This window comes from Pseudomonas sp. LPH60 (assembly GCF_030718165.1).
Classification (GTDB): domain Bacteria; phylum Pseudomonadota; class Gammaproteobacteria; order Pseudomonadales; family Pseudomonadaceae; genus Aquipseudomonas; species Aquipseudomonas danubii.
Genome location: NZ_JAVAJH010000006.1, coordinates 166,619 through 192,207, shown reverse-complemented (window position 1 = coordinate 192,207; position 25,589 = coordinate 166,619). Strand labels below are relative to the sequence as shown.

Below are 25,589 nucleotides of genomic sequence, written 5' to 3'. Positions count from 1 at the left end.
AGGTTCGCGAGCGCCTGGCGGAGCGACGCGGCCGATACCAGCTCGGCCTCATGCATCACCGCTCACCCGCGACGCGGTCGACCCAGCCCCGGTAGAACGCACGGTACTTGAGCACGAGCTTGTCGTACTTGCTGTACGCACCGCCGCCGTCCGGCTTCATCCCGTTCCAGATTTTGACGTCGTACCCCGCGGCCTGTCTGGTCTGCAGCCCAAACAGCACGAAGTCGGTCGCACGGCGCAGGGCGCCGCTCACCTTCTTGATCGAGATGAGCATGTGCATGACGTTCTTGCCGTCGCTCACCGGCGTCACACACTGGAGCAGCTTGTATTTGACGTCTCCGTCCAGGGCAACGGTCATGACGCACCCGCCAGGGTAGCCATCGAAGTGCAGGTTCATCTGCGACATGTTCAGGCCGAGCGCGCGCGACAGCATGCCGAGGGGGCCGAAGTAGCGGTTCACGGTGAAGTCGATCCCGGCACCGAACCACGCGCCCGCCCGGGCCAGCGACTCAACCTCCGGCCACCGGCGCCAGTCGTCGAAAAGCTTGAGCTCGAAGGCCGAGATCGGGAGCGCGTGCACGGGGCTCGCGTGCTGCGCATCGTAGAAGTTCTCGACGATCCGCAAGACCGCCGTCGTCGTCTCGAACGCGAAGTGCAGGTGCATAAAGTCGCCGTTGTCGACGTCGGCCGCGGCGATTTCGGGCAGCGGGTGCAGCGGCTGCGGGGAGCCGTACCAGACCCACACGTAGCCGTATCGCTCGGTGGTGACCAACGTCGGCTGGCGCGCCCCGCGCGGCACGGGCTCCAGCCGGCACACCGCCTGGCTATGGCCGGGGATGTGAACGCACTTGCCCTGCTCGTCGTACCGCCAGTGGTGAAACGGGCATTGGATGCATCCGTCCTTGACCCGCCCGTCAGCCAGGTTCGCGCCCAGGTGCGAACAGTGGCGGTCCATCACCACTGCCCGCCCCGTCGCTCCGCGCCACGCCACGCACGGACGGCCGAAGAGCGTCAACTCCTTCGGCTTGCCCTTGAGGTCGTGCGAGCGCATTGCGACGTACCAGCTCGCGGCCACGCGCGTGGTCGCGTCGTACGCCCCCGGGGAATGCTTCTTGACGCTCGCTTGATCCAGTTGAATGTTGTTCATCGCTTTTGTGTCGTCCTCGGCCGACTACTTCTTCAGAACCAAGCCGATGCGGGTTGTGACGTACGCCTTGAGCAGCGCGAACATCGGGTTGTAGTCGAAGTACTTTTTCACCTCTGCCGGCGCACGGGTCTGCGTCCAGTACATCAGCTTCATCGCCGGCAGCAGGCTGTACTTCGAGTTGTTGAGCTGCGGCTTGTCCCCAGTGATGCAGTACCCGAAGCCGAACATCGGCTTGGCGAAGTCGCGTTCGTCGATGAGGGCGTGAATCCGCACCGCGGCCTCCTCGGCCGACTTGCGCCCGGCGCTAACGGCCTCGACCTCGGCCTTGGCGTCGTTGAACAACTGGTAGTACTGCTCCATGTCAGCGCACAGGTACCCGAGGTACGGGGGGTCGTTGTCGAGGTGATCGAGGTCGCCCTCGTCGCGCGACGCGCGGAACCTCGCGTGGGCTTGCACGAGCCGGAACTGCCCGAGGATTGTGCCGACCGCCCACAGCCTGTGGAACGCGTCCCATAGGCGAAAGTCCGAGAACGCCGTGTAGCAGCAGCTGACGAAGTCGTCGTTGTGGTCCAAAAGCTTTTGCTGCAGGCGCTCGATGTACTCGAAGCGCTCGGGGGAGAAGTCGTCGTCGCGTAGCGCCTTGATGAGACGCGCCGCAAGCGCGTGGATGGTCACCGCGGTGTTCTCGAGCCCCCGGGAGAAGAGCGGGTCGATGAACCCGTTCGCGTGCAGCATCAGGCAGTAGCGGTCGCCGACGCAGGCGCTCGACGAGAACTGCAGGCGGTCGGTCTTGACCCAATCGCGCACCGGCACGGCGTCCCGGAACTGAGCTCCGATACTCGGGAACCGCGCGAGGAACTCATCGAATTCTTGCTGCGCGCTGATGTCCGTTTTCGGGTAGACACGCGGATCGAGCTGCAGGCCGACGCTCACCAGGTTGTTGGTCGACCGCGGGTGGTTGTTGAACGGAATCACCCAGAGCCAGCCGCCTGTGAACATGTGGTGCAAGGTCCCCTCGTGCCAGCGCCAGCGCTGCCCCTTGACCTTGAAGATGTCGTCGAACGGCTTGACCCCGAGCATGTGCGTGTAGAGGCTGCGCGAGTGCGTCTTGAAGCGACACGGTTCTTCGCGGAGCTTGAACTTGGTCGCGAGCGGCGCGCGCGGGCCTCCGCAGTCGATCATGTACCGGCCGGTGAACCGTTCGCCCTCGGCGGTGGTCACCGCGACGCCGTCTTTATCGGCGTGGTATTCGGTCACGCTGGTCTTCTGGCGAACCTTGCAGCCGTACTTAATGGCGGCTTGCAACAGGTAGGCGTCGACGTCTTGCCGGTAATAATGGCTCTCCGGCCCCCACGGCAGCTCGGGAATGACGCACTGCGTAAACTCCTTCGGGTCGTGCTCCTGGCCGGGCTTGTGGAACACGAAACCGAAGTTGCGCTTGATGCCCGTGCTCGACGAGACGTAACGTTGCGTCGAGTAGAACGACGTGATGTGGCCCAGCTCCGGAATGCCGTAGCGATCAGCAATGATGCGGTTCATGAGCGACGTCTCGGGGATCGACGATTCGCCGATCGTAAACCGCGGGTGCGACGACTCCTCGATGATCAGCACGCGAAACTGTTGTTTGGCCAGGATGGCTCCCATCTGGGTTCCGGACATGCCGGAGCCGAGGATGATCACGTCGAAATGGTTGCTATCGCGCCCGTTCGCGGGGCTCTGCTGAGTCATGGGGCAAACTCTCCTTGTCAGATAGGACCTGGCCGTGCGCGTCAGGATTCGTCGAGCGCGGCGCGGATGCGGGACCGCGCGGCACACGTGAGCGTGAGTAGATCGCCGAGCATGCTGGGCGCGTACCCCCCGCTGCCCGTTGCGGGGCCGCTGCGCCCGACTTCGTACGCCCGCTCCGCCAATTTAAGGTGAGGCGCCCGGAAGCGCAGCAGGACCTTGAAGACCCGTTCGAGGGCTGTCAGCCCAGCCCGGACGGACTCGCCTCGTGCATCGACCGCTCGCGCCTCGGCGAGCACGCGATCAATGAGCGCCGGCCCCCCAGCGAACCGAGCGTAGACCGCCCTGTACGCGGGAAGCACGTAGGGCAGGTACGTCTCTTTGAATTCTCGATAAGCTTGGTCTTCCGATTGCGAGCCCCACAGGACGTGTTCCAGCACGAAGAGGGGCATTTCTACGGCTCCAGGGCCCAGGTAACTCTGGCCCCCGACTCGAATCGGTTCGTAGAAGGGGCGCAGCTCATCGTAGAAGACCTGCGGCGAGATGAAGCGGTACGCGTAGACGATCGATTCGACCATTTTCTCCAGATAGGCTGCTAGCTCGTCGCACCCTTGCGCGAACGCGGGCGACTGCAGGGGCACATCGGACAACTCGACGGTCACCGCGATGGCCGCCTCGAGGGCCGCCATCGAGATGCGCACGCTATCGAGCAGGTGCGCTTCGTCGCGGAGCCCTGTGTAGCTCCGCTGCGCATCGGCCGCCGCGGGGTTCCAGACCGTCACATGCAGGAGCGTCTCGCGCGGCGGCAGGTCGGTCGCGCGTGCCAAGTCGAGCAGCACCAGCTCAAGCCCGGGCACCACGTCGGTAGGCTCATGTCCGTGCCGCTTGAGCGACCCCAGGAAGAAACCGATGTCCCGCATCGCGGCGGCGGCTTCGACGAAGCCCCAGCCGGAGGGCACGCCGCGTACCGGGAGGAACTCGCGCAGCAGGCCGACGATGCCCGGCACGTCCTTGTTACGATTCAGGCCCGGCAGCTGCAGAACCAGCGAGCGCGCCTGTAGCGGATCGCAGGCCGCCACGGCGGCGTGCGTGGCCGCGAATGCGGATACCCGGTTCAAGGTGCGTTCCACTACAGGCCTTCCTTCGCCGCGAGTGTCGGCCCGCGCTGGTTGCGCGACTGCCCCGCATCGCCGTTACGCAGCGACCGCAGGTAGTCGTAGTTCGTCGGCAGGCTCGTGCGCAGGCGCTCGGCCTCGCGCCGGATGCTGGCGAACATCGCCTCGGCCTTCTCGATCGACTCCGGTCGGTGCTGCAAGAGCGGCAGCGACCGGTCGGGCAGCATGCCTAAGCCGGCAAAGATGCAGTAGTAGTTGCCGTTCAACCAGAAGTTCTTGAATTCGTAGTCGAAGGTCTCGTAGTACGTGGAATCGTCGAACGACGTGGTGGTCAGCGGCAGTCCCGCCTTGTAGCGCTGAACCTTCTCTTTGATGGCATCCGAGAGCCGCAGCTCATGCCGATTCGCGAGCCAGAACGGCGTGTCTTCGCGCGACGTGGTGAAATAGTGCGCCTGGACGAAGTCTCGACAGTCGTCGAACATGTAGACGATCTCGGCGTTGAATGCGTCGCTCAACCGCGGGTCGAACGAGGTGTCGGGGAAGTGCTTCACGAGTTGGTAAAGCGCGGCGTAGATGAAGTAGATTCCCGTCGATTCCAGGGGCTCCAGAAAACACGACGACAACCCGATCGAGACGCAGTTGTTGACCCACGCCCGCTTGTTGCGCCCGACTCGAAACTTGATCTGGTTGAGCGACTGATTGTCCGAGAGGCCCCAGAGGTTGAGGAAGTCGGCGGTGGCCTGGTCGCGCGAGGTGAACTTGCTCGAGAAGACGTAGCCGCTGCCGAACCGGCCCAGCATCGGAATCTTCCAGGTCCACCCCGAGTTCATGGCGATCGCGGAGGTGTACGGCTCGACCCCCTCGCGCACGTCGTCATTGGGCACGGCGCTGGCGACCGCGCTGTCGCACAGCAGATAGTCGGACATGTCGATGAAGGGCTCCTTCAGGGCCTGATTGATCAGGAGCCCCCGCATGCCGGAGCAGTCGATGAACAGGTCTCCCTCCAGCGTCCGACCTTCCTTGGTTAACAGGGTGGAGATGTAGCCGCGGTCGTTCAGGCGAACCTCCACGACTTCGTCGACCACACGGTTCACACCGCGTTCGACGGCCCAGCGCTTCAAGAAGTCGGCCACCAGGTGCGCGTCGAAGTGCCACGCGTGGGACATCTGGCGGGTGCCGTCGAGCAGGCACGGTGCCAGCTTGCCGTCAAGCGCCCCGGGCTGCGGATAGCACGCGTACTCCATCGGCTGCTGGAAGCCCTGTTCGCGCTTGCGCAGCCAGTAGTGGGTAAGCGGTACGCCGTCGCAGTTCGGCACGCTGCCGAACAAATGGTAGAAGTAATCGTCGCGCGAGTGGTCGGGAGGCTTTCTCCAATTCACGAACTTGATCGCGGCCTTGAACGCGCCGTTCACTTGGGGCATCCACTCCCGCTCCGGTATCCCGAGGAAGTCGAAGAACACCTTCTGCAAACTCGGGATGGTCGCCTCGCCCACGCCGATCCGGGGGATCGCCGCAGACTCGATGAGCGTGATGTTTACCTGCTGTTGGAGCGCCCGGACGAGGTACGAGGCGGCCATCCAGCCCGCAGTACCGCCGCCCACGATGACGATATTCTTGATCGGCTTGTTCATAACACTCCTTGTTTCAAGGCGAACTGCCGGCCATGAGGTAGAGGCCGCCAGTCTCCGTGCATCCGTGCAAGAGCCACATCAATGTGCTTGTTCGGGTTGACTCTAGCCGGCCGCAAAAGCGATGCAAATTCTGTTTCCGAATTAGCATTTCTAAAATGCAAAGGCGTTGGCTATAGAGGAAGGTGTTGCGGAGGTCCTTTGCGCCTAATCAGCCCGCCGCCAAGGGTGGTCTGACGTAGCGGTGTATTTTGGGCTGACTTCATCCACCGCCGATTTTGCAAGAGGCGAGCCGATCAAAGGCGTCGCGAGCACCCCGGGGGCGCATTCCCAGATCCCGGTTTCGACCCCGTCGCTGCGTTCGACGGCGGTCATCGATGTCACGGCCACGGGTATTCCCAGGGTACGGCGATCGGCGCCGCCCGCCATGACCTGATGACGCCGCGACCCTGTCCAGGGGCATTCCCCTCGGGCGCCTGGGAACGCCTGAGGACATCGCCTACGCCATGTTGTTCCTGGCCTCGCCACAGGCCGGCTACATCACCGGCCAGACCCTGATAGTGGACGGCGGTGCCCTGCTCCCGGAAAACAGCCAGTTGTAGGCGCTGGCTTGCCAGCGAAGGCGTCCTCAAGGGCGGTGCTTGTCTGAGGCCTCTTCGCCGGCAGCCGGCTCCTACACCGTCTGGGGTGATGGGGATCAGTTGCCGCTGCGGATCTTGTTCCACAAGCGGGTGCGGATACGGTCGATGTCCAGCGGCATGGCTTCCAGCGCAAACAACTTGTCCATCATGGCCGGGCTCGGGTAAACCTTGGTGTCGTTCTTGATCGCTGGGTCGACCAGAGCATCGGCTTGCTGGTTGCCATTGGCGTAATGCACGTAGTTGCTGATGTTGGCCATTACGTCCGGGCGCAGCAGGTAGTTCATGAAGGCATACCCGGCCTTCTCATCCGGTGCGTCCACCGGCATGGCCACCATGTCGAACCAGATCGGCGAGCCTTCCTTGGGAATCGAATAGCCGATCTCCACCCCGTTCTTCGCTTCCCTGGCCCGGCTCTCCGCTTGCAGGATGTCCCCGGAGAACCCCACCGCCACGCAGATATTGCCGTTGGCCAGGTCGCTGGTGTACTTCGACGAATGGAAGTAGCTGACATAAGGCCGAACCTTCATCAGCAGCGCCTCGGCTTTCTTGTAGTCCGCCGGGTTCTTGCTGTGGTGTGGCAGCCCCAGGTAATTCAAGGCTGTGGGAATCAGTTCGGGGCCGTTGTCGAGAATCGCCACGCCGCACTTCTGCAGCTTCTGCATGTACTCGGGCTTGAAGATCAGGTCCCAGGAGTCCAGCGGTGCGTCATCCCCCAGCACTTCCTTGATCTTGGCCACGTTGTAGCCAATCCCGGTGCTGCCCCACAGATACGGAAAACCGTGCTGGTTGCCCGGGTCATTGACCTCCAGCGCTTTGAGCAACGCCGGGTTGAGGTTCTTCCAGTTGGGCAACTGGCTCTTGTCGAGCTTCTTCAACGCCCCGCCCTGGATCTGCCGCGCCATGAAATGGTTGGAGGGGAACACCACGTCGTAACCGGATTTACCGGTCATCAGCTTGCCGTCCAGGGTCTCGTTGCTGTCGTAGACGTCATAGGTGAAACCTGTCCCGGTTTCCTTCTGGAACTGCTTGGTGGTGTCCGGGGCAATGTAGTCCGACCAGTTGTAGATCTTGACCGTGTCGGCGGCCTGGGCCAGAGAAGCGCCCAGGAACAAGGGGCTGAGTAACAGCAAAGTGCAAGTCTTGCGGATCATGAGTCGATACCTGTGGCTGGTTTTGTTATTGGCAGGCAATCAAGGGATCAGAAAATCAAGACGTAGGTCTTGCGCACCGTTTCCCGGATATCCCAGATGCCGGTGCTGTTGGCCGGCAACATCAGTGCATCGCCGGCTTCTATGTGCAGGGGCTCGCCATGGTCGGGCGTGAAGGTGCAGCGGCCCTGGATGAAATGACAGAACTCCTGGGCGACGATCTGCCGCCGCCAGCGCCCCGGAGTACATTCCCAGATCCCGGTTTCGACCCCGTCGTTGCGTTCGACGGCAGTCACCGATGTCACGGCCACGGGCGTCCCCAGGGGCACGGCGACCGGCGCCGACTCGTCCAGGGTAACCGTGGCGGTGTGCTTGAATTGCGTGATGCTCATGGCTCTACCTTTGGTTGAAAAACCCGAACGGACATCGTTCGGTGCAAGAAACCCGACTCAGTGCATGAAGCCTTCCATGAACCCGGCGACCCGGCTGGCCAGACGCCGTCGCCACGCAGGCGAAGCCGGGTTGGCCAGGGTCTGGTCTTCATGGACAAAGCTGCGAATGATCGCGTTGTAGCCCAGCCAGCGGCAGGGTTCAGGCTCCCAGACCCGCAGGGCGTCGAGGCTGCTTTGCGCCAACACCCAGGGTTGGCGGACCAGCGGACTGTCGTGCTGGAGAATCAGGTCGGCCAGGGTCCGGCCACCCAGATTGCTGGCGCCGACGCCCTCGCCGCCGTAGCCACCGGACAGGGCGATGCCCTTGCGCCGGTCACACAGCATGTGCGGCATGAAGTGCCGGGACATGCCCAGGTTGCCGCCCCAGGAGTGGGTGATGCGCACATTCTTCAATTGCGGGAACAGCTCGCCGAACAGGTAGCGACGCAGCTCGACCTCGTCCCGACTCAGGTCGAAATCGTGGCGCAGCTTGCTGGCGAACTGATATCCACCCCGGGCACCAAACACCAGGCGGTTATCCATGGAGCGCTGACCGTAAGTGACCTGGCGACTGCTTTCGCTGAAAGCCTGGCCCTGGCTCAGCCCGATTTCGTCCCAGGTCGATTCCGGCAGGGGCTCGGTGGCCACCAGCAGGCTTTGCACCGGCAACTGATAACGACCCAGGGGCGGTAAGGTCACTGAGTACCCCTCCACCGCCGGCACTATCCAACGGCTGCGCACCGCGGCGTGGCGGGTCTGCAGGCTGCCGGCCTGCCAATGGGTCACCGGGCTGTTCTCGTAAATCTTTACCCCCAGGCGCTCCACCGCACGCGCCAGCCCACGCACCAGCTTGGCCGGCTGGATGGTGGCGCAATGGGGGGCATAGATAGCGCCATAGGCGTTGGCCACCCGCAACTGCTGAGCCAGTTGCTCGGGGTTCAGCCAGCGGTAATCGTCCTGGTTCAGGCCCTGGGCGTAGAGCTTGTCCAGGTACTGACGCAGGCTGGTTTCCTGCTCGGGATAGCGGGCCGCGCAATACAGCACCCCGCCTTTGCGGTAATCGCAGTCGATGCCTTCGCGTTCGATGACGTTGGCCACTTCATCGGGAATGCCATGCAGCAGGTCGAAAGAGGCTCGACGCTGCTCCGGCGCCAGCCCTGCCAGCAGGCGGTCTTCTCCCAGCAGATTGCCCATCAGCCAGCCACCATTGCGGCCTGAGGCACCAAAACCTGCGGTCTGGGCCTCGATCACCGCCACCTTGAGCTGCGGCGCTTGGCGCTTGAGGTAATAGGCCGTCCACAGCCCGGTGTAACCGGCGCCGATGATCGCCACGTCCAGATCCAGGTCTTGCTCAAGGGACGGGCGCGGCAACAGCGGCTCGTCCAACTGGTCCATCCACAAACTGATACTGCGCCACGCTGGCATGCAAGCACTCCGCAATCCGAACTTCGAATGCGGCGATCCTAGTCCCTGTCTTCAGGGGCTGTCTTGCGCGCGTGCACGCAAAGAAATTTGCTTGGCATAAGCCTTGGGCGACTGCCCGGTGTGCTGGCGAAAACAGCTGTAGAACGCCGACAGGGAATTGAACCCGGCCGCAAAGGCCAGTTCGTCGACCCGTAGCGGCGGCGCAGCCTTGTCCAGGGCCGCCAGCACATGCTGCAGGCGCGCCTGGTTCACATAGCGGTAGAAGCTTTGGCCCAGCACCTGATTGAGCAGGTAGGAAATCTGATTGCGGCTGTAGCCGCACTCCCGGGCGACCCGCTGCAGGTCCAGTTGCGGATCGAGGTAAGGCTGCTGGCGGTGGAAGTACTGCTGCAAGTCCTCGGCCATGAAACTCAACTGGCGCGGCGACAGCCCCAGGCGGCTGACCGCCGGGCGCAGGCTGGCTGAAGAGCTGTTCGGCACCGACTCACGCACCAGGGACGCATATTCATTGACCCGCCAGATCAGACCGTCGCGCACGGTAATCGCTTCACTGGAGCGGAACGACACCAGGCCCTGGCCACCCCGCAGGGTCACCTGATACTGGATAAAGGCCGTGTTGCCATCCAAGCGAATGCGATCACAGTGCTCCAGGGCCTCATCGGGGGCCCGGGGCATGCTCACACGCACGTATTCCCGCAGTTCGGCCAGGCCCAGGGTGCGATTCTGGAAAAAGTCGTTGTACTGGATTTGCGGATGGTAAAGCGCCATCACACCATCGAGGTCGCGGTGCTTCCAGCACAGGTGATAACGCATCACGGTTTCACCGGTGGCCTGGGTTTGCAGAGGCCCGTCGTCAGGGGCAGTCATAAGGATCTCGAACAGCCAAAAAACGCAGCTTGCCGAACTTCGGCAGAGGCATCAATGACCGTCCTTCAGCCAAGGACCCGGGTTCTCCAGCCCCATTTGGGCGAATACATGACATGCATCAAAAATCTGCGAGTGAACCGCCGGACGGTGGGCAAAAAAACTGCGAGCGGTCACAAGCCGGTGCTATTTTTAAACCCTTGACTGATCGGGCCATTGACGGCCCGATCGTTCCTACCGCGAGCACAAGGAAGCGCTCAATGAATCAAGGTGGGCCATCGATGAACAGAGTCTGGGCCAGTAAAGTCACCTTTCCCAACGCCTGCCAGCTGATGCGCTGGCATTTTCATCCCCTGGGCTTCGAGGCCAGCATGGATGCGCCAGGCAGCATGATCGCCCGGCTCTTCGACCGTGCCAGCGGCGAAACCATGATCGCCATCGCCGGCATTCCCTGTGCCACGGTGATGAGCGCCGCGGATGTCGAACGAATAATCGAGGCGGTGGAAGATGAACTGGAGGCCTTTGCTCCGTCCCTGACACTCAAGGCCTGACGCCAGACCCCATCGACCGAAGCCCGCCTGACCGGCGGGCTTTTTTCGTCTTCACTGCCGCAGGTCGCGGAAATAAGGCTTGTCTCGGGGCACCCGATCCGAAGCCTTGGGCGCATTGCCCGCCGCCGCCTCCTGGCGATCGACGTACCAGTAGCAGTGCTTGGCCGCCCGAGTGATCCCCACATAAGCCAGGCGCAGGATCTCGTCCTTTTGTGCGCTGTCGTAGGGTTCGGCGTCGCCATCCTTGCCCAGGCCGGCCATGCGATACACCTGATTCTTGTAGGGCGAGCTGCTCAGGTGCTGGCAATCCCCCAGCAGGAACACCGCGTCCGCCTGCAAGCCCTTGGCACTGTGATAGGTGAGTTGCTTGAGCCGACGAGCCGCGGGCGGCAAGCTAGAATCAACATTAACTATTGGTAAAATATGCTGTTCAATCAACAACTTATCGCTAGTTTTTCGAAACAGCATCAAGATTGAATCACCCTGCCGATAGTGCTCTGCCAGGCGCTGGGCCAGGCCCTGATCGTCACGATCCAGTACCTGCACCGGCCATAGGTCCTTGGCCTCGCCACTGGCCTTGGCCTTCTTCCCGGCAATCGCCGGGGCTGCGCGAACAATATGCTCCGCCGCATCGATCACATGCTGGTGACTGCGGTAGTTCTCGCTGAGCATGACTCGATTGGTGCCCGGGGACGGAAACTCCTTGTTGAACTCGATAAAGTACTTCGGCGAACTGCCGCGCCAGCCGTAGATCGATTGCCAGTCATCGCCCACGCACAGCAAGGAAGAATGCTGGGCTCCACGCCCCACGTGCAGGGCCGCGCCACGGCTGCGAATCTCCCTGAGACTGGCCTTGATCCAGGAAACGATCTGCGGCGAAACGTCTTGAAACTCGTCGATCATCAGATGCGACATCGGCCTCAGGCAACTGTCGCTGAGCAGCTTGAAGTTTTCCGGGGAGCGCTCGCTGAACAGGGCGAACATCCGGTTGTAGCTCATGATCGGCGGCGACTGATCCAGCAAGTGGTCTTCAAGGGCTCGCCAGAACAGGCTCAAGGCCTCGAAGAAGAACCGGTCCGGATCATCCTGGGCAAAGCTCATGTTGCCGACCGCATCGCCCACATCCAGTCCCAGGTTCTCGATAAAACCGGCGGCAGCAACAAAACAATCCAGCAACGGTGCCGAAGCCAGCTCGCCCTTGACCTTGTAGTCGAAGCCCGGGCCGGCACTGACCTCGGCAGAAAAGGCGCCCAAAGCTCGCTTGGATGATTCGTAATTATCCAACCAAATCAATGGTTTACGACAGAAAGCTTGAAACAGGGTGCGCTTTACCGCCCACTCCGCCCGCACCGTCAGCTTGGCTCCGGGTCGGCTGATCTGCGGGTTCTCCCGCGGGTCGAAGCCCAGTACCACCCAGGCATCCAGCTCAGCGGCATAGCCATGGCAATGGAAGGTCGAGCCGTTGATTTCAAAGCTCTGGCGCTGAGGCTCGATGCCCTTGATCGGCCAGGCCCCGGCACGAAACCACAGGTCTTCCAGCGTGTCGCAGAGCTCCTCATCACGCTTGGCTGCCAACTCGGTGACCGCCACGCGCTTCTGTACATCGGGGTGATCGCGCTCCAGCTCCTTGAGCTGCAAGGCGTGGCGCAACAAGGGCTTGAGCGCCAGGCGGAAGCGTTCGTCGCTGCGATACAGCGCCTGGTAGCAGGCATTGAGGTGCTTGCGCTGGGCGTCGTTGATACGCAGGTCGAAGGGGTTGCTGTCCACTTCGTCTTCGGTACCCTGCACCCGCTCACTGAGGTTCTCGAAGGCCTGAAGGCGTTCGAACCCCGGCAGGCTGCGCACCATGGGCAAGATCCGCGAATGGAAGGTGCGCACCAGATCCCGGGCTTCCCGGGGGCTGAGCGCCCGGCCCCACAGGGCAAAGACCTGCACCAGCTTGTTGATGAAATCCTTGCGTGACTCCCGGGTGAAGGTCACTACGGTCATGGAGTCCAGCTCGAATCCCAGGTAGTGATTGAGCAAAAGCAGGCGCAATACCAAAGAAGTCGACTTGCCCGCCCCGGCCCCGGCAATCACTGCAGTGGCAGGCGTGTCGCTGAAAATCATCTTCCATTGGGCAGCGCTGGGCTGGGACTGCGGCGCCAGCAAACGAGCGACATCGGCCTTGAAGCGTTTTTTCAACTCGGCGCTCAGCGGCAGACGCCAGTCGTCGAACAGCCGGTCATCCACCCCCGGCGGCCGGTGCTCGGTGTTGCGACTGTCGCGAATCAGCAGCACCTGACGCCCTTCCTCCAGCCCTTCGAGCCGCCCTTCCTGGTAGCCGTATTCCACTCCTGCCGTGTGCCCGCTGCGAAAGCCGTCGGCCTGACCGTGCAGCCAGGACGCGCGATGCTGAGCCCGCAGACGATTCAGGCCATGGCCGAAAAACCGCGCCGCCAAGCGCTTCAACAGGGGCATCTGAGCCAGGGGCAAAAGATCAGGTGGCAGATCGGGGCTGTGTTGCGACACGCGGACTCCAGGGGATGAGACTGAGCGGTAATGGTCGCCGGATTTTTTCACGGTATCCAGCGAATTGCTTGCGGGTCATTAACTTAAGCGATGAACCGAAGGTTTAACACCAGCTCTGCGACAAAAAAATCATCTAATTTTACGATTGGATTACGGCATTTTTTGCGCTTTTTATCGATCAATAGCTGATAGAAGATGCACGCCATCAACCAACGGTTATCGTTTTTTGGCCCGGGTCCAACGAGCCATTACGAGCCCTTTTGAGGAGACGATCATGCTTGAACTCAGACCTTTCAACTCCCTGGGTGGCGCTCACCACGGCTGGCTGGATGCCCATCACCACTTTTCCTTCGCCGAGTACCATGACCCCAAGCGCATGCACTGGGGCAACCTGCGGGTGTGGAACGATGACGTGATCGCTCCCGGCACCGGCTTCCCCCAGCATCCGCACCGGGACATGGAAATCATCACCTACGTTCGCGAAGGCGCCATCAGCCACCAGGACAACCTGGGCAACAAGGGACGCACCGAAGCCGGTGACGTGCAGGTGATGAGTGCTGGGACCGGGATCGCCCACAGCGAATACAACCTGGAAGCCACGCCGACCAAGATCTTCCAGATCTGGATCATTCCCAACCAGGCCGGCTCCGCGCCGTCTTGGGGCGCCAAGCCTTTTCCCAAGGGGTTGCGCGAAGGGTTCGTGACCCTGGCCAGCGGCAAGGAAGGCGATGAGGAAAGCTTGCGTATTCGCGCCGATGCGCGGCTGGTGGCGGCCAACCTGAAGGCCGGGGAAACCGCCGAGTATCACCTGGACGCAGGGCGTCGGGCTTATCTGGTACCGGCGACCGGGGTGATCGAGATCAACGGCTTGCGTGCCGAAGCTCGAGACGGTGTTGCAATCGAAGATGAGCGGGTGCTGCGGGTGAGCGCCGTGCAAGACAGCGAAATCGTGCTGGTAGACCTGGCTTGAAACGCAGCGGCAACTAAAAAGGGGCGACCATGCTGGTCGCCCCTTTTTTTGCCCGCTAGCCGGCTACACAGATCGTGCAATGAACAACGACCGCAGGCGCTGGCTTGCCAGCGAACGCATCCGCAAGACCTGTGTCCGTCTCAAGGACCTTTTCGCCGGAGAGCCGGCTCCTACGTGAATCAGTTGCCGCTGATGGCGGTGTCCACCAGGGTCTGGGCTTCCTGCACCAGCTGCTTGAGGTGGTCGTCGCCGATGAAGCTTTCAGCGTAGATCTTGTAGATGTCCTCGGTGCCAGACGGGCGTGCGGCGAACCAGCCGTTCTCTGTCATGACTTTCAGGCCGCCAATGGCCTGATCGTTACCCGGGGCCTGGCTGAGGATCTGCTGGATCGGCTCGCCAGCCAACTGGGTCGAGGTCACTTGCTGCGGGGAGAGCTTGCTGAGCAAGGCTTTCTGCTGCGGATTGGCCTTGGCATCGACCCGCACCGAGAAAGGTTCGCCCAGCTCGTCGCACAGCGCGCGGTAAGCCTGGCTTGGATCACGGCCAGTGCGCGCGGTCATTTCAGCGGCCAGCAGCGACGGGATCAGGCCGTCCTTGTCGGTGCACCAGACGCCGCCGTCCTTGCGCAGGAAAGAGGCACCGGCACTTTCTTCACCACCAAAGCCCAGAGAGCCATCGAACAGGCCATCGGCAAACCACTTGAAGCCCACCGGCACTTCGTACAGGCGACGGCCCAGGCGTGCCGTCACCCGATCGATCAAGCCACTGCTGACCACGGTCTTGCCCACGGCGGCATCGGCCCGCCATTGCGGACGGTTCTGGAACAGATAGTCGATGGACACCGCCAGGTAGTTGTTGGGCGCCAGCAGGCCGCCGCTTGGGGTCACGATGCCGTGACGGTCGTGATCGGGGTCGCAGGCGAAGGCCACGTCAAAGCGCTCTTTCAGGCCGATCAGCCCTTGCATGGCGTAGCTGGAGGATGGGTCCATGCGAATCTGTCCGTCCCAGTCCACCGACATGAAACGGAAGGTGGCGTCCACCTGCTTGTTCACCACCTCCAGGTCAAGGCGGTAGTGCTCGGCGATCGCCGACCAGTAGCGCACCCCCGCTCCACCCAGCGGGTCCACGCCCAGGCGCAGCTTGGCGTTGCGGATCGCATCCAGGTCGATGACGTTGATCAGGTCGGCGACATAGGTGTTGAGGTAGTCGTGGCGATGGGTGGTGTCGGCCTTCAGCGCCTGCTCGTAGCTGATGCGCTTGACCCCAGCCAGCTTGGCCGCCAGCAGTTCGTTGGCCTTGGCTTCGATCCACTTGGTGATGTGGGTGTCGGCCGGGCCGCCATTGGTGGGGTTGTACTTGTAGCCACCGCTTTGTGGCGGGTTGTGGGAAGGCGTGATGACGATACCGTCCGCCAGGCCCGAGGTCCGGCCGCGGTTGTAGCAGAGAATGGCATGGGACACCGCCGGGGTCGGGGTGTACTCGTCACCGGCAGCGATCATCACGGTCACGCCGTTGGCCGCCAGGACTTCCAGGGCACTGGCCCCGGCCGGGGTCGACAGTGCGTGGGTATCGATGCCGACAAACAGCGGCCCGGTGATGCCCTGGGCTTCGCGGTACAGGCAGATGGCCTGGCTGATGGCCAGGACATGCCATTCATTGAAACTCAGATCGAACGAGCTGCCGCGGTGCCCGGAGGTGCCGAAAGCCACGCGCTGGGTGGGCACCGATGCATCGGGCTGACCGGTGTAATACGCCGTAACCAGTCGCGGGATATCGACCAGCAACTCAACGGGTGCCGGCTTGCCCGCAAAAGGACTGAGAGTCATGCAAAACCTCTGAAAAAGGATGGTTCGGGAATGGAGCGCAGTTTACTGGCAGTTTGACCACCGCGCGACGAAATCTATCCCAGAACAACCCCGCCTTTCTCAGCTGACTGAAGCAGGCCTGGCTTACGCAGGAACTGGCTTGCCGGGGAAGACAGCCTCAAGGCTTGCACGAGGTTCAGGCCCCCTTGGCCGACAAGCCGGCGCCGACAGAGATACAGATACAAAAACGCCAGGCTTGGCCTGGCGTTGGGGGAATCAGGCCGGTTCGACCTGCAGCGCGACCCGTTCGCGACATGGACATTCGTCCATGTAACGGTGCGCCTCGACAAACTCGCTGAAGGGGAAGACTCGGGTCTTCAAGGGCACCAGCACTCGATCCGCAGTCAGCTGGTTGATGTCGCGCAGCGCACGCTGCAACGCCACCTGATCCTGAATGATCCCCAGCTCCGGCTTGCCGGTGAAGTTGCCGATGCAGTGGACAAAGAACTGGATGTTCTTCTGGAACGCCGCGCAGGCCGGGAATGGAGTCTGGTTGCCGCCTTGCAGGCCGTACAACACCAGGCTGCCGCGAGGCGCCAGGACATCACCGAGCATCGACATCTGCGGGCCACCCAGACCGTCGAACACCACATCGACCCCGCGATTCTCGGTGAGCTTGTTGATCTGCATCAGCAGGTCCTGCTCTTCGGTGACAATCACCTTCTCGGCGCCGAGGGACAGCAGGTACTCACGCTCTTCAGCGGTCTTGGTCGCGGCAATCACCCGCACACCCAGGGCCTTGCCCAACTGCACAAAAGACGGGCCGGCACAGTGGCTGGCATCGGTGACCAGGGCGAACTGCCCGGGCTTGACCCGCGCAAGGTCAGCGTAGGCGAAATAGGCAATCAACAGCGGCGTGTAATGCACAGCGGCTTCGATAGGGCTAAGCACATCCGGATAACGGGTCAGGGCCGAGCGTGGCAGGACGATCTGCTCGCCATACACCGGGTAGTCATTGGGACTTTGCGCGGGAAAGCTGGCGACCTTGTCACCGACCGCGAGGTCGTCGACGCCCTCGCCTACCGCCGTGACCACACCGGCCATTTCATGCCCGAGGCCAGACGGCAGACGCGCATGGGACGACGCCAAGTTCTGCCGCCAGAGCACGTCGTACCAACTGATACCGATGGCTTCGACTCGTACCTGCACTTCGCCTGGCGCAGGCAACGAGGCCGCATGCTCTTCGCATTTGAGCACCTCGGCCGGTCCAAACTTGTGAAAACGAATCGTGCGGGACATCGCAAACCTCGTCAAATTAACCTCTAATGCCGCGAACTTTATCCGGGCTTTGAAAGCAAGACTATCAGTGCCTATTAATAGTCGACATGTCTGTCATTGATTCCGTGCCCTTGAAAATCGGGGCGGACAGCGTGCCGGGCCGCAGCCTGAGCACAAACAAACAACATTTAGCCGATGCAGAGTACCAGCCTTTACCCGTAAGATTCACGCCGGCCATTGTTCCGATATGGCCGCTCCCGTCAAGTTCGCTGACTCTGCCAGGACTCCAGATGAATCGTAATGACCTGCGTCGTGTCGACCTGAATCTATTGATTGTGTTCGAGACACTGATGCACGAACGCAGTGTGACTCGCGCCGCCGAGAAGCTGTTTCTCGGTCAGCCAGCCATCAGTGCCGCCCTGTCGCGGCTGCGCAACTTGTTCGACGACCCGCTATTTGTACGCACCGGCCGCAGCATGGAGCCGTCGGCCCGGGCCGTGGAAATCTTCGCCCTGCTCTCACCGGCCCTGGACTCGATCTCCACCGCCGTCAGCCGCGCCGCCGAGTTCGACCCGGCCACCAGCACCACAGTGTTCCGCATTGGCCTGTCCGACGACGCGGAGTTTGCCCTCCTGCCGATGCTGCTCAAACGCCTGCGCGCCGAAGCTCCAGGCATCGTGCTGGTGGTGCGCCGGGCCAACTACCTGTTGATGCCGTCGCTGCTGGCCTCCGGTGAAATCTCCATCGGCGTCAGCTACACCGCCGACCTGCCGGCCAACGCCAAACGCAAAGTCCTGCGCCGCAGCCTGCCCAAACTGCTGCGTGCCGACACCGTGCCCGGCGCCCTGAGCCTGGACGACTTCTGCGCCCGCCCCCACGCCCTGGTGTCGTTCGCCGGGGACCTGAGCGGTTTTATCGATGAAGAACTGGAGAAGCTCGGACGCAAGCGCCATGTGGTACTCGCCGTGCCACAGTTCAACGGCCTGAGCACCCTGCTGGCCGGCACCGACATCCTCGCCACCGTTCCGGACTACACCGCCGAGGCCCTGACCGCCGCCGGCGGCGTACGCGCCGAAGACCCGCCCCTGCCGGTGCGCAGCTTCGAGCTGCACATGGCCTGGCGCGGTTCACAGGACAATGACCCGGGAGAGCGCTGGTTGCGTTCGCGGATTCAGATGTTCTTTGGCGATCCGGATAGCCTTTGAGGTCGACCAGTGTCGCCTTCAACATCCACCGATTATTGGATGAGTGCTGCAATCTAAGGTCGTGGTGCCAGGGTTGTAGGCGCTGATGAAGAATTGACCCATCTGCCGAAAAATCGCTGACCCAAGCAGCCTTCAAGGCTACGGCCGTCTGTGCGCGGTATCTACCTATCCGTGTTGGGGCAGTCTTGATCTCAGCAGGTGGGGCAATTTTGCATCAATGCCAACACTCGGCCCTCATGCAGAGAAGGCGGCGAGCACGTCGCCTCCAGACGCCAGAACGATTCGATCAGTTGCTCAAGACTCATGACCTCGTCTGCGACGCTCAAGAGCAAGCCATTGTCGTGCAGGAAAACGGCACTGACATGACAGTTCATCGATTCGTCGCATTCATCCTTTGACCAGATTCGCTCGAATTAAAGCGTTACTCCTGCGGAATCGGGAGCCAGCAAGTTCTTTTCATGATTTTTCTCAGAGAACTTGACGACTTTACCGGCATTGTTACCGAAGCGTTCAATGGCCACTCCCAACTGCCCAAACCATTCTCTTAAAGAGACGCTGTCGGCAGGCAGTTGTGCCAAACCCTCCTTTTTCAGATGGGCGACAAGGAAATTGTACGGTCGACTCATTTCGAGGCTCTCTTGGTTTTGGCGTCGCTGTGTATCACCGGCACAAGGTCTTATTGCAAACAGGCAGGATTACCATCGTGCCAGCGGAACAAGCTCGGCCCGTACCAGCAAAACACACCCACTACAAGGTGTAGGCAATGCCGACCTGCAGCGTTCGCGGAGCCCCCGGATAGGCGTAAACGTTGCCGAACGCGCCCTCTTCATAATCACGGTCAAACAGGTTTTTCAGGTCCAGATTCAGCCGCACCTTGTCATTGACCTTGTAGAAACCGAGCAAATCGACAACGGTGTAGCTGCCCATCGAAAACCCGGTATTGGCGGTTTGCCCGGCGCGCTCGTCGACGTACTTGAGTCCGCTCCCCAGGCCCAGGCCCTTGAGCATGCCGTCCTGGAACTCGTACATATTCAGCAGGCTGAAGCTGTTTTTCGGGATGTTCAGCAGCCGCGTGCCAGAGCGCAGCACGTTGTCCTTGGTGACTTCGGCATCGACATAGGCGTAGCCGCCGATCACGCGCCATTCGGGCGTCAGGTTGCCGGCAACGTTGACATCGAGACCACGGCTTCGCACTTCACCGGCGGCCACGCTGAAGGTCGAGTCAACAGGGTCGGCGGTCAAGACGTTGCGCTTTTCGATCTGATAGATCGCCGCGTCGACACTCAACTGCTGATCCAGTGCTTCCCACTTGAGACCCATTTCATAAGACTTGCCCTTCTCCGGCGCAAACCCGCCGCCGAGCCGGCTGGCGCCGGTGTTGGGCTTGAACGAGCGAGCGGTATCGGCGTAGAGCGCCAAGGTCTCGGTCAAGTCGTAGCTCACGCCAATGCGCGGTGTGACCGCGTTGTCACTGGCCTGCCAACTCTTGCCGCCGGGTACATAGGTTTCATAGTCATGTTCGAAGCGTTCGAAACGCGCCCCGGCCAGCACTTTCAGTTTGTCGGTCAGGGCCACTTGATCCTGCACGAACGCGGCATAAGTCTTGAGGTTTTCCTGGTCATGAGTCGGCGTGCGGGTCAGGGCCGGACGCGGCTGGCCGTACAGCGGATCGAAGAGGTCGATGGGGTACGCACCGACAGCACCACTGGAGCGTTGAATGATCGACTGATAGTCGTAGTCTTCGTACTCGATACCGGTGAGCAAAGTGTGCTGCAAACCGGCGGTATCGAAATGGCCGGTCAGGTTGAGCTGGGCATCCCGGTCGGTCCATTCCAGCTTGCGATAGTTGAAATTGCGCCCCAAGGTGCGGCCGTCAGCGGCAATACCGTTGGCCTCGACCGCGTTGCCCTTGAGCGAACCATCGAGCCACTGCACACCACCCCCCAGAGTCCAGTCGTCGTTGAGCAGGTGTTCGAAGCGCAGTTGCGCCATGTTGTTGTCGTTGTGCAGTTTGCCAACGTCTTTTTCACCGAAAAAACTGTCGCGAGAAGCGCTGCCAATCTGCTTCGCGTAACGGGTAACACCTCGATCCAGAGGCGCGTTGTTACGCATGAAATCACCTTCGAAAATCAGCCTGGTCGCATCGCTGACCTGCCAGGTGAGCACCGGCGCAATGCCGTAGCGCTCGGTGTCGACATGATCGCGGAAGGTGTCGCCGCCCTCGCCCACCACGTTCAGTCGATAGGCCAGGCGCCCGTCTTCGTCGAGCGGCCCGGAAGCGTCCAACGTGCCGCGCCTCATGCCCTGGTCGTTCAGTTGACTGCCCAGGGTGACCGTGCGCTCGGGCAACGGCTGTTTGGAAACCACGTTGAAAGTACCGCCAGGATCACCCCGGCCATAAAGCACGGTTGCCGGGCCGCGCAGCACTTCAAGACGTTCAATGGTGTTGGCATCCGGCATGTTCGGATAGCCGCGATTGATGGGAAAACCGTTGCGGTAAAACTCGCCGGTGGTGAAGCCACGGACGGTAAAGGTGGTCAGCCCCTGCCCACCAAAATTGTTCGCCCGCCCCACGCCCCCGGCGTAGTCCAGCGCGTCCTGCAAACGCGTGGCTCCAAGATCCTCCACCGCATCCTTGGCGACCACACTGATCGACTGCGGGGTTTCATGGATCGAGGTATCGGTCCGCGTGGCGCTGGCCGAGCGCGTTGCGCGATAACCCTGCACCGGACCATCTGCCCTTTCGTAAGTCGCGGTGCCGATGACATCGGCCGTGCCCAGCTCAAGGGTTGAGGGCTTTACCTGCGCTTGTCCAGCCCATGAGGTAGACGACAACGCTTGCAGCACGCAAATGGAAAGCAGGGTTCGGCGCATGGAGAGAAAAAAACCTTTACGAATAGGCCAATACAAGGGTTGAAACCGCCAAAAAACTCCGGCGCATGCTATACAAAACCATTCGCAATTAATACAAATTCCCATTAGCACCCAAAGCCGCTATTCCCCCGCCGTAGCCATCACCGAAGCGCGTCGCGCGAAATCCCCACCTGCATCCATTGACAAGGCCAGGGCAAAAATTCAACATGCCAGCACTTGTTGGACAACCTACAACCAACAACCAACAAGTACTGCTCTGCAAGCGCCAAGGCGTGCGAAGAGCTGTCGAGGAGATGAAATCCATGCCTCACCCCAAATCCGCCACAGCGCGGCCGCCCTCCTGCGCCGCCCCGAGAGAAACGATCCAAGCCCCGAGCTTCGTGCTGCCGCCAGGTTCATGCGACACCCATGCGCATGTGATCTGCGCTGATTTTGAGCGCTATCCCCTGGTACCCGAGCGCAGTTACACCCCGCCTCCCGCACCTGAGGCGCTGTATCTGGACATGTTGCGGGCCACGGGGATGCAGCGCGGGGTTCTGGTGCAGCCGAGCGTCTACGGCACCGATAACCGCTACATGCTCGAGGTGTTGCAACGTCATCACGATCGACTGAGGGGCGTCGCGGTAGTCGACGAACGAATCGGCGATGACGAACTGGCGCACATGCACGCCTTGGGTGTGCGTGGAGTTCGCATCAACGTGCTGTTTCGCGGCGGCGTGAATCTGGACTTGATGGAGCGTCTTGCCAATCGAGTTGCCGACCTTGGCTGGCATCTGCAGTTTTTGATTGATGTCCGGCTGTTAAGCGAGCTGCAGGCACGGATAGCCAGGCTGCCCTGCCCCGTGGTGATCGATCACTTCGGACACTTCCCGGCCCGCCTGGGCGTCAAGGAGCCAGGGTTCGAGTTGCTGCTGAGAAACGTGGCGGAACACGGTTGGTGGGTCAAGTTGTCGGGCGCTTATCGCCTGAGTGAGCGGCATCCGGACTATGCCGATACGGATGCGTTGGCCCATGCCTTGCTGGGCGCCGCCCCCGAACGAATGGTTTGGGGCAGCGACTGGCCCCACGTAGCGCTCGAAAGCACGCCCGACACCGGTTCATTACTGGATCGCTTGTACTCATGGGCGCCCGATGAACGCCAGCGACAGAGCATCCTGGTCGATAACCCCGCCGTTCTGTACGACTTCAAATAACAAAAACAATAACCCAGCGGCACTAAGGTGCTGCACGGAGAACAATAATGAGCTGGTTTAGCGAACTTAATACCGTTGAAAAACGCACCTTCTACTCCGCATTGGGTGGCTGGGCGCTGGACGCCCTGGACTTCATGGTGTTCACCTTCGTCATCGCCTCCTTGATGACCCTCTGGCACATCGATAAGGGATCAGTAGGACTACTGAGCACCGTGACCTTGCTGTTTTCGTCCATTGGCGGATGGGGAGCGGGGATTCTGGCTGACCGCTACGGTCGGGTGCGGCTGCTGCAGATCAGCATTCTGTGGTTCTCGATCTGCACCGTACTGATCGGCTTCGCGCAAAACTTCGAACAACTGTTTGTCCTTCGTGCGCTGCAGGGACTCGGGTTCGGCGGCGAATGGGCGGTGGGCTCGGTGCTGATCGGCGAAATGGTCCGAGCGGAACATCGCGGCAAGGCCGTGGGTATCGTGCAGAGCGGATGGGCCATTGGCTGGGGCGCGGCCGCGCTGCTCTACACAGTGGCCTTCAGCTACCTTCCCGAAGACCTTGCCTGGCGCTCGCTGTTCTGGATCGGCATCGCACCTGCACTCCTGGTGCTCTACATTCGTAAATACGTGCCAGAACCCGAGGTGTTCCTGCAGAGCAAAAAACACCAGAGCGAAACAGGCAACAGGGTGGCTTTCTGGCACATCTTCTCCCCCTCGCTGCTGCGTACCACCCTGTTGTCCGCGCTGCTGTGCATGGGAGTACAAGGTGGCTACTACGCGATCACCACATGGTTGCCGGCCTATCTGAAGCTGGAGAAGGGCCTGTCAGTCTTCGGCACCGGCAGCTACCTGCTGGTGGTCATCCTGGGGTCATTCTTCGGCTATGTCTGCGGCGCCTACCTGTCTGACCGGCTGGGGCGCCGCGCCAACTTCATCCTCTTCGCCGTCCTGTCGGCCATCAGCGTGATCTGCTACATGCAACTGAACCTGACCAATACCCAGATGCTGATTCTCGGTTTTCCCTTGGGGTTCGCCGCATCCGGTATCTACAGCGGCATGGGGGCCTTTCTGACAGAACTTTATCCTTCGGCAGTGAGGGCCAACGGCCAGGCGTTCTCCTATAACTTCGGGCGCGCGGTGGGCGCACTGTTCCCGGGACTCGTCGGTTTCATCAGTGCCCAATACAGCCTGGGCACCGCGATTGCGATGTTCGCCGGAGGTGCCTACTGCCTGGTCCTGGTGGTGACCTGCTTCCTCCCGGAAACCAGGGGCAAGCAATTGCACTGAACCAGACATCATTTGTTAGAGTAACGCCCGCGTATCGTTCCTTACGCGGGCGTTCTACGTTTCAAGCTTTTGAAACCGACATTCGATGACTGAGAAAAATGACTATAAAAGCAATTGGCCGACGTGATCACTTCTCGGTTGAGATCTTTCGTTATCTGGAAAGTGAAATACGTGAAGGTCGACTCCGTCCCGGTGATCGCATCCCCACCGAAAGCCGCTTAGCCGAAGCCTTCGCCGTTAGCCGAAATGTCGTGCGTGAAGCCGTGGCGCGGCTCAATTCGGCTGGCCTCGTCATCAGTCGCCAAGGGCTTGGGGTGTTTGTTGCCACCGAAGCCAACCAGAGCAGCTTCCGCATCACTCAAGAGGAACTGACCGACAGCACCAAGCTGCGCCAGCTCTACGAACTGCGCCTGGACCTCGAAGTCGCCGCAGCCGCCATGGCCGCCCGACGTCGCTCACTCAATCAGTTGAACAAGATCGCGGCGGCGCTGGACACCCTGCGCGACGGCCTGCAAAACCCTCAGGACATGCTGGAGCACAGCCTGCAGTTCAAGCGGGCCATTGCCGACGCCACAGGCAATGACTACTTTCGCAACTTCATCATCTTTCTCTGCAGCCACGTCTACGAAGCGGCCTTGCTGGAGAACCGCCTGGTGCGTTCGAGCGACCTCGGCGAAACCCTGCTGGCCGAACACCAGGCGATCTTTGACGCCATCAAGCTCGGCGACCCCGACCTCGCCAGACGCGCCACCTGGCAACAGATCATCAACTCCGCCGAACGCAATGGGTTGCGGGGATTGCAAGGCTGGGAAATCACTCGCATGAGTTCGCTGGGCGAAACCTACGCCCCGCAATGCGCAGGCCCGGATCCCGAGCCGCGCAAACTGCAACGCACCTTGCCGGACGGGGCATGCGACTGCCACTTCCACGTCTTTGGTGACGAGCATGGGCAACCGTTCTCCCCTCACCGTTCCTACACGCCGCCCCCCGCTCCCCTGGAGGCCTTTGAGCACGTCCAGAAAACCCTGGGGTTGAGTCGCGCAGTCATCGTCCAACCCAGTGTCTACGGGGCGGACAACAGCACCACCCTGGCGGCGCTGAAGCAAGGGGGCAGCGCATTGCGCGGGGTTGTGGTGATCGATACCGACACCGATAGCCAAACCCTGCAGGCGATGCATCGCCTCGGGGTTCGCGGCGTGCGCGTCAACCTGATCTTTAAAAGTGGCGTCGAGGTATCGGATGTTGCGGCCCTGGCGGAAAAAGTCGCGCCCCTTGGCTGGCACCTTCAGTTGCTGATCGATATCACCGAATTCGCCGACTTGTACGAAACCGTGGCCAGCCTGCCCGTGCCAGTCGTCATCGACCACATGGGGCACATGCCCACCAGTTGCGGGCTGAACCACCCGGGATTCACCGACCTGCTGCGCCTGCTGCAAGAAGGCCGGGTGTGGGTCAAGCTTTCCGGCGCCTATCGCTTTACCGCGTCGAAGGACTTTCCTTACGACGACGTAACGCCCTACGCCCGGGCGTTGATCGAAGCCAATCCGAACCGGCTGCTGTGGGCAAGCGATTGGCCACATCCGTGCATACCGGTGCCGATGCCCAACGACGCCAGCCTGCTGGAGATGCTGTTCGACTGGGTAGAAAACGATGACGCGCTGATCAAGCAGATCCTGGTGGACAACCCGGCCCAGCTCTACGGCTTCTGAAGACGCCCAGCGAGCTGGTCGCACCAGTGCTCAACGAAAACATAAGCACCAGTCCACGCCGATACCCAGCCGCGGCGGTCAAACCGCACCAT

Annotated in this window: 19 protein-coding genes and 2 pseudogenes; 7 read left to right on the top strand and 14 right to left on the bottom strand. The window is 61.5% G+C overall.

Annotated features, from left to right (window positions below; all coding sequences use genetic code 11):
- Nucleotides 1-55 precede the first annotated feature (55 nt).
- The 5 genes and pseudogenes from Q8O96_RS22300 to Q8O96_RS22280 all read right to left on the bottom strand — a co-directional run.
- Entirely contained in the window at nucleotides 56-1,147 is a 1,092-nt protein-coding gene (locus Q8O96_RS22300; protein WP_305949413.1) for a Rieske 2Fe-2S domain-containing protein, read from the bottom strand.
- A 24-nt stretch (nucleotides 1,148-1,171) separates the two neighbouring features.
- Complete coding sequence (locus Q8O96_RS22295) at nucleotides 1,172-2,875, bottom strand: NAD(P)/FAD-dependent oxidoreductase (RefSeq protein ID WP_305949412.1); 1,704 nt, start codon at nucleotides 2,873-2,875, stop codon at nucleotides 1,172-1,174.
- Nucleotides 2,876-2,916: 41 nt separating this feature from the next.
- Nucleotides 2,917-4,002, bottom strand: coding sequence for a monodechloroaminopyrrolnitrin synthase PrnB family protein (locus Q8O96_RS22290; protein ID WP_102865154.1), 1,086 nt, complete (start codon nucleotides 4,000-4,002; stop codon nucleotides 2,917-2,919).
- On the bottom strand, nucleotides 4,002-5,618 hold the full coding sequence (locus tag Q8O96_RS22285; RefSeq protein ID WP_305949411.1) for a tryptophan halogenase family protein: 1,617 nt from the start codon (nucleotides 5,616-5,618) through the stop codon (nucleotides 4,002-4,004). Before Q8O96_RS22285 ends, Q8O96_RS22290 begins: the two co-directional genes overlap by 1 nt.
- 312 nt (nucleotides 5,619-5,930) lie before the next feature.
- Nucleotides 5,931-6,017, bottom strand: a pseudogene (locus Q8O96_RS22280) (cupin); the annotation flags it as partial.
- Nucleotides 6,018-6,052: 35 nt separating this feature from the next.
- Here Q8O96_RS22280 and Q8O96_RS22275 point away from each other — a divergent pair.
- A pseudogene (locus Q8O96_RS22275) lies at nucleotides 6,053-6,217 on the top strand (SDR family oxidoreductase); the annotation flags it as partial.
- A gap of 95 nt (nucleotides 6,218-6,312) precedes the next feature.
- Here the strand turns inward: Q8O96_RS22275 and Q8O96_RS22270 are convergent.
- Genes Q8O96_RS22270 through Q8O96_RS22255 form a run of 4 tightly spaced genes read right to left on the bottom strand, consistent with a single transcriptional unit; the run spans nucleotide 6,313 to nucleotide 10,127 of the window.
- Nucleotides 6,313-7,407: a polyamine ABC transporter substrate-binding protein gene (locus tag Q8O96_RS22270; protein WP_123390997.1), complete on the bottom strand. Its 1,095-nt coding sequence runs from the start codon at nucleotides 7,405-7,407 to the stop codon at nucleotides 6,313-6,315.
- A gap of 47 nt (nucleotides 7,408-7,454) precedes the next feature.
- The gene (locus Q8O96_RS22265; RefSeq protein WP_305949410.1) at nucleotides 7,455-7,796 is read right to left on the bottom strand and encodes a cupin domain-containing protein; all 342 of its coding nucleotides are present in this window, start codon (nucleotides 7,794-7,796) and stop codon (nucleotides 7,455-7,457) included.
- 57 nt (nucleotides 7,797-7,853) lie between these two features.
- A complete protein-coding gene (locus Q8O96_RS22260; protein WP_305949409.1) occupies nucleotides 7,854-9,260 on the bottom strand; it encodes an FAD-binding oxidoreductase in 1,407 nt (468 codons plus the stop codon).
- A 51-nt stretch (nucleotides 9,261-9,311) separates the two neighbouring features.
- Nucleotides 9,312-10,127, bottom strand: a complete 816-nt coding sequence (locus Q8O96_RS22255) for an AraC family transcriptional regulator (protein WP_305949408.1) — start codon at nucleotides 10,125-10,127, stop codon at nucleotides 9,312-9,314.
- Between the two features lie 278 nt (nucleotides 10,128-10,405).
- On the opposite strand from Q8O96_RS22255, the gene Q8O96_RS22250 reads away from it, so the two are divergent.
- Nucleotides 10,406-10,675: a DUF1652 domain-containing protein gene (locus Q8O96_RS22250; protein ID WP_102865161.1), complete on the top strand. Its 270-nt coding sequence runs from the start codon at nucleotides 10,406-10,408 to the stop codon at nucleotides 10,673-10,675.
- A 51-nt stretch (nucleotides 10,676-10,726) separates the two neighbouring features.
- Here the strand turns inward: Q8O96_RS22250 and Q8O96_RS22245 are convergent, their stop codons facing one another.
- Nucleotides 10,727-13,186, bottom strand: coding sequence for a UvrD-helicase domain-containing protein (locus tag Q8O96_RS22245; RefSeq protein WP_305949407.1), 2,460 nt, complete (start codon nucleotides 13,184-13,186; stop codon nucleotides 10,727-10,729).
- 274 nt (nucleotides 13,187-13,460) lie between these two features.
- Here Q8O96_RS22245 and Q8O96_RS22240 point away from each other — a divergent pair, with 274 nt between their 5' ends.
- Nucleotides 13,461-14,156 carry a pirin family protein gene (locus Q8O96_RS22240; RefSeq protein ID WP_102865163.1) on the top strand — a complete coding sequence of 232 codons (696 nt, stop codon included), beginning with the start codon at nucleotides 13,461-13,463 and terminating at the stop codon, nucleotides 14,154-14,156.
- A 179-nt stretch (nucleotides 14,157-14,335) separates the two neighbouring features.
- Here Q8O96_RS22240 and pgm read toward each other — a convergent pair whose 3' ends face one another.
- Nucleotides 14,336-15,982 (bottom strand): phosphoglucomutase (alpha-D-glucose-1,6-bisphosphate-dependent), encoded by a 1,647-nt coding sequence (gene pgm / locus Q8O96_RS22235; protein ID WP_102879466.1) that lies wholly within the window; start codon nucleotides 15,980-15,982, stop codon nucleotides 14,336-14,338.
- Between the two features lie 255 nt (nucleotides 15,983-16,237).
- Complete coding sequence (locus tag Q8O96_RS22230; RefSeq protein WP_305949406.1) at nucleotides 16,238-17,260, bottom strand: zinc-dependent alcohol dehydrogenase family protein; 1,023 nt, start codon at nucleotides 17,258-17,260, stop codon at nucleotides 16,238-16,240.
- Between the two features lie 269 nt (nucleotides 17,261-17,529).
- On the opposite strand from Q8O96_RS22230, the gene Q8O96_RS22225 reads away from it, so the two are divergent.
- Nucleotides 17,530-18,444 (top strand): LysR family transcriptional regulator, encoded by a 915-nt coding sequence (locus Q8O96_RS22225; protein WP_102865166.1) that lies wholly within the window; start codon nucleotides 17,530-17,532, stop codon nucleotides 18,442-18,444.
- 413 nt (nucleotides 18,445-18,857) lie between these two features.
- Here the strand turns inward: Q8O96_RS22225 and Q8O96_RS22220 are convergent, their stop codons facing one another.
- Both Q8O96_RS22220 and Q8O96_RS22215 read right to left on the bottom strand, forming a co-directional pair.
- Nucleotides 18,858-19,070, bottom strand: a complete 213-nt coding sequence (locus Q8O96_RS22220; protein ID WP_305949405.1) for a hypothetical protein — start codon at nucleotides 19,068-19,070, stop codon at nucleotides 18,858-18,860.
- Nucleotides 19,071-19,191: 121 nt separating this feature from the next.
- On the bottom strand, nucleotides 19,192-21,318 hold the full coding sequence (locus tag Q8O96_RS22215; RefSeq protein ID WP_305949404.1) for a TonB-dependent siderophore receptor: 2,127 nt from the start codon (nucleotides 21,316-21,318) through the stop codon (nucleotides 19,192-19,194).
- A gap of 302 nt (nucleotides 21,319-21,620) precedes the next feature.
- Between Q8O96_RS22215 and Q8O96_RS22210 the strand changes: the two genes are divergently transcribed.
- From Q8O96_RS22210 to Q8O96_RS22200, 3 genes are all read left to right on the top strand, one after another.
- Entirely contained in the window at nucleotides 21,621-22,511 is an 891-nt protein-coding gene (locus Q8O96_RS22210) for an amidohydrolase family protein (protein ID WP_305949403.1), read from the top strand.
- A 47-nt stretch (nucleotides 22,512-22,558) separates the two neighbouring features.
- The gene (locus Q8O96_RS22205; protein WP_047304692.1) at nucleotides 22,559-23,788 is read left to right on the top strand and encodes an MFS transporter; all 1,230 of its coding nucleotides are present in this window, start codon (nucleotides 22,559-22,561) and stop codon (nucleotides 23,786-23,788) included.
- 98 nt (nucleotides 23,789-23,886) lie between these two features.
- A complete protein-coding gene (locus tag Q8O96_RS22200; protein ID WP_115582382.1) occupies nucleotides 23,887-25,497 on the top strand; it encodes an amidohydrolase family protein in 1,611 nt (536 codons plus the stop codon).
- Nucleotides 25,498-25,589 lie beyond the last annotated feature (92 nt).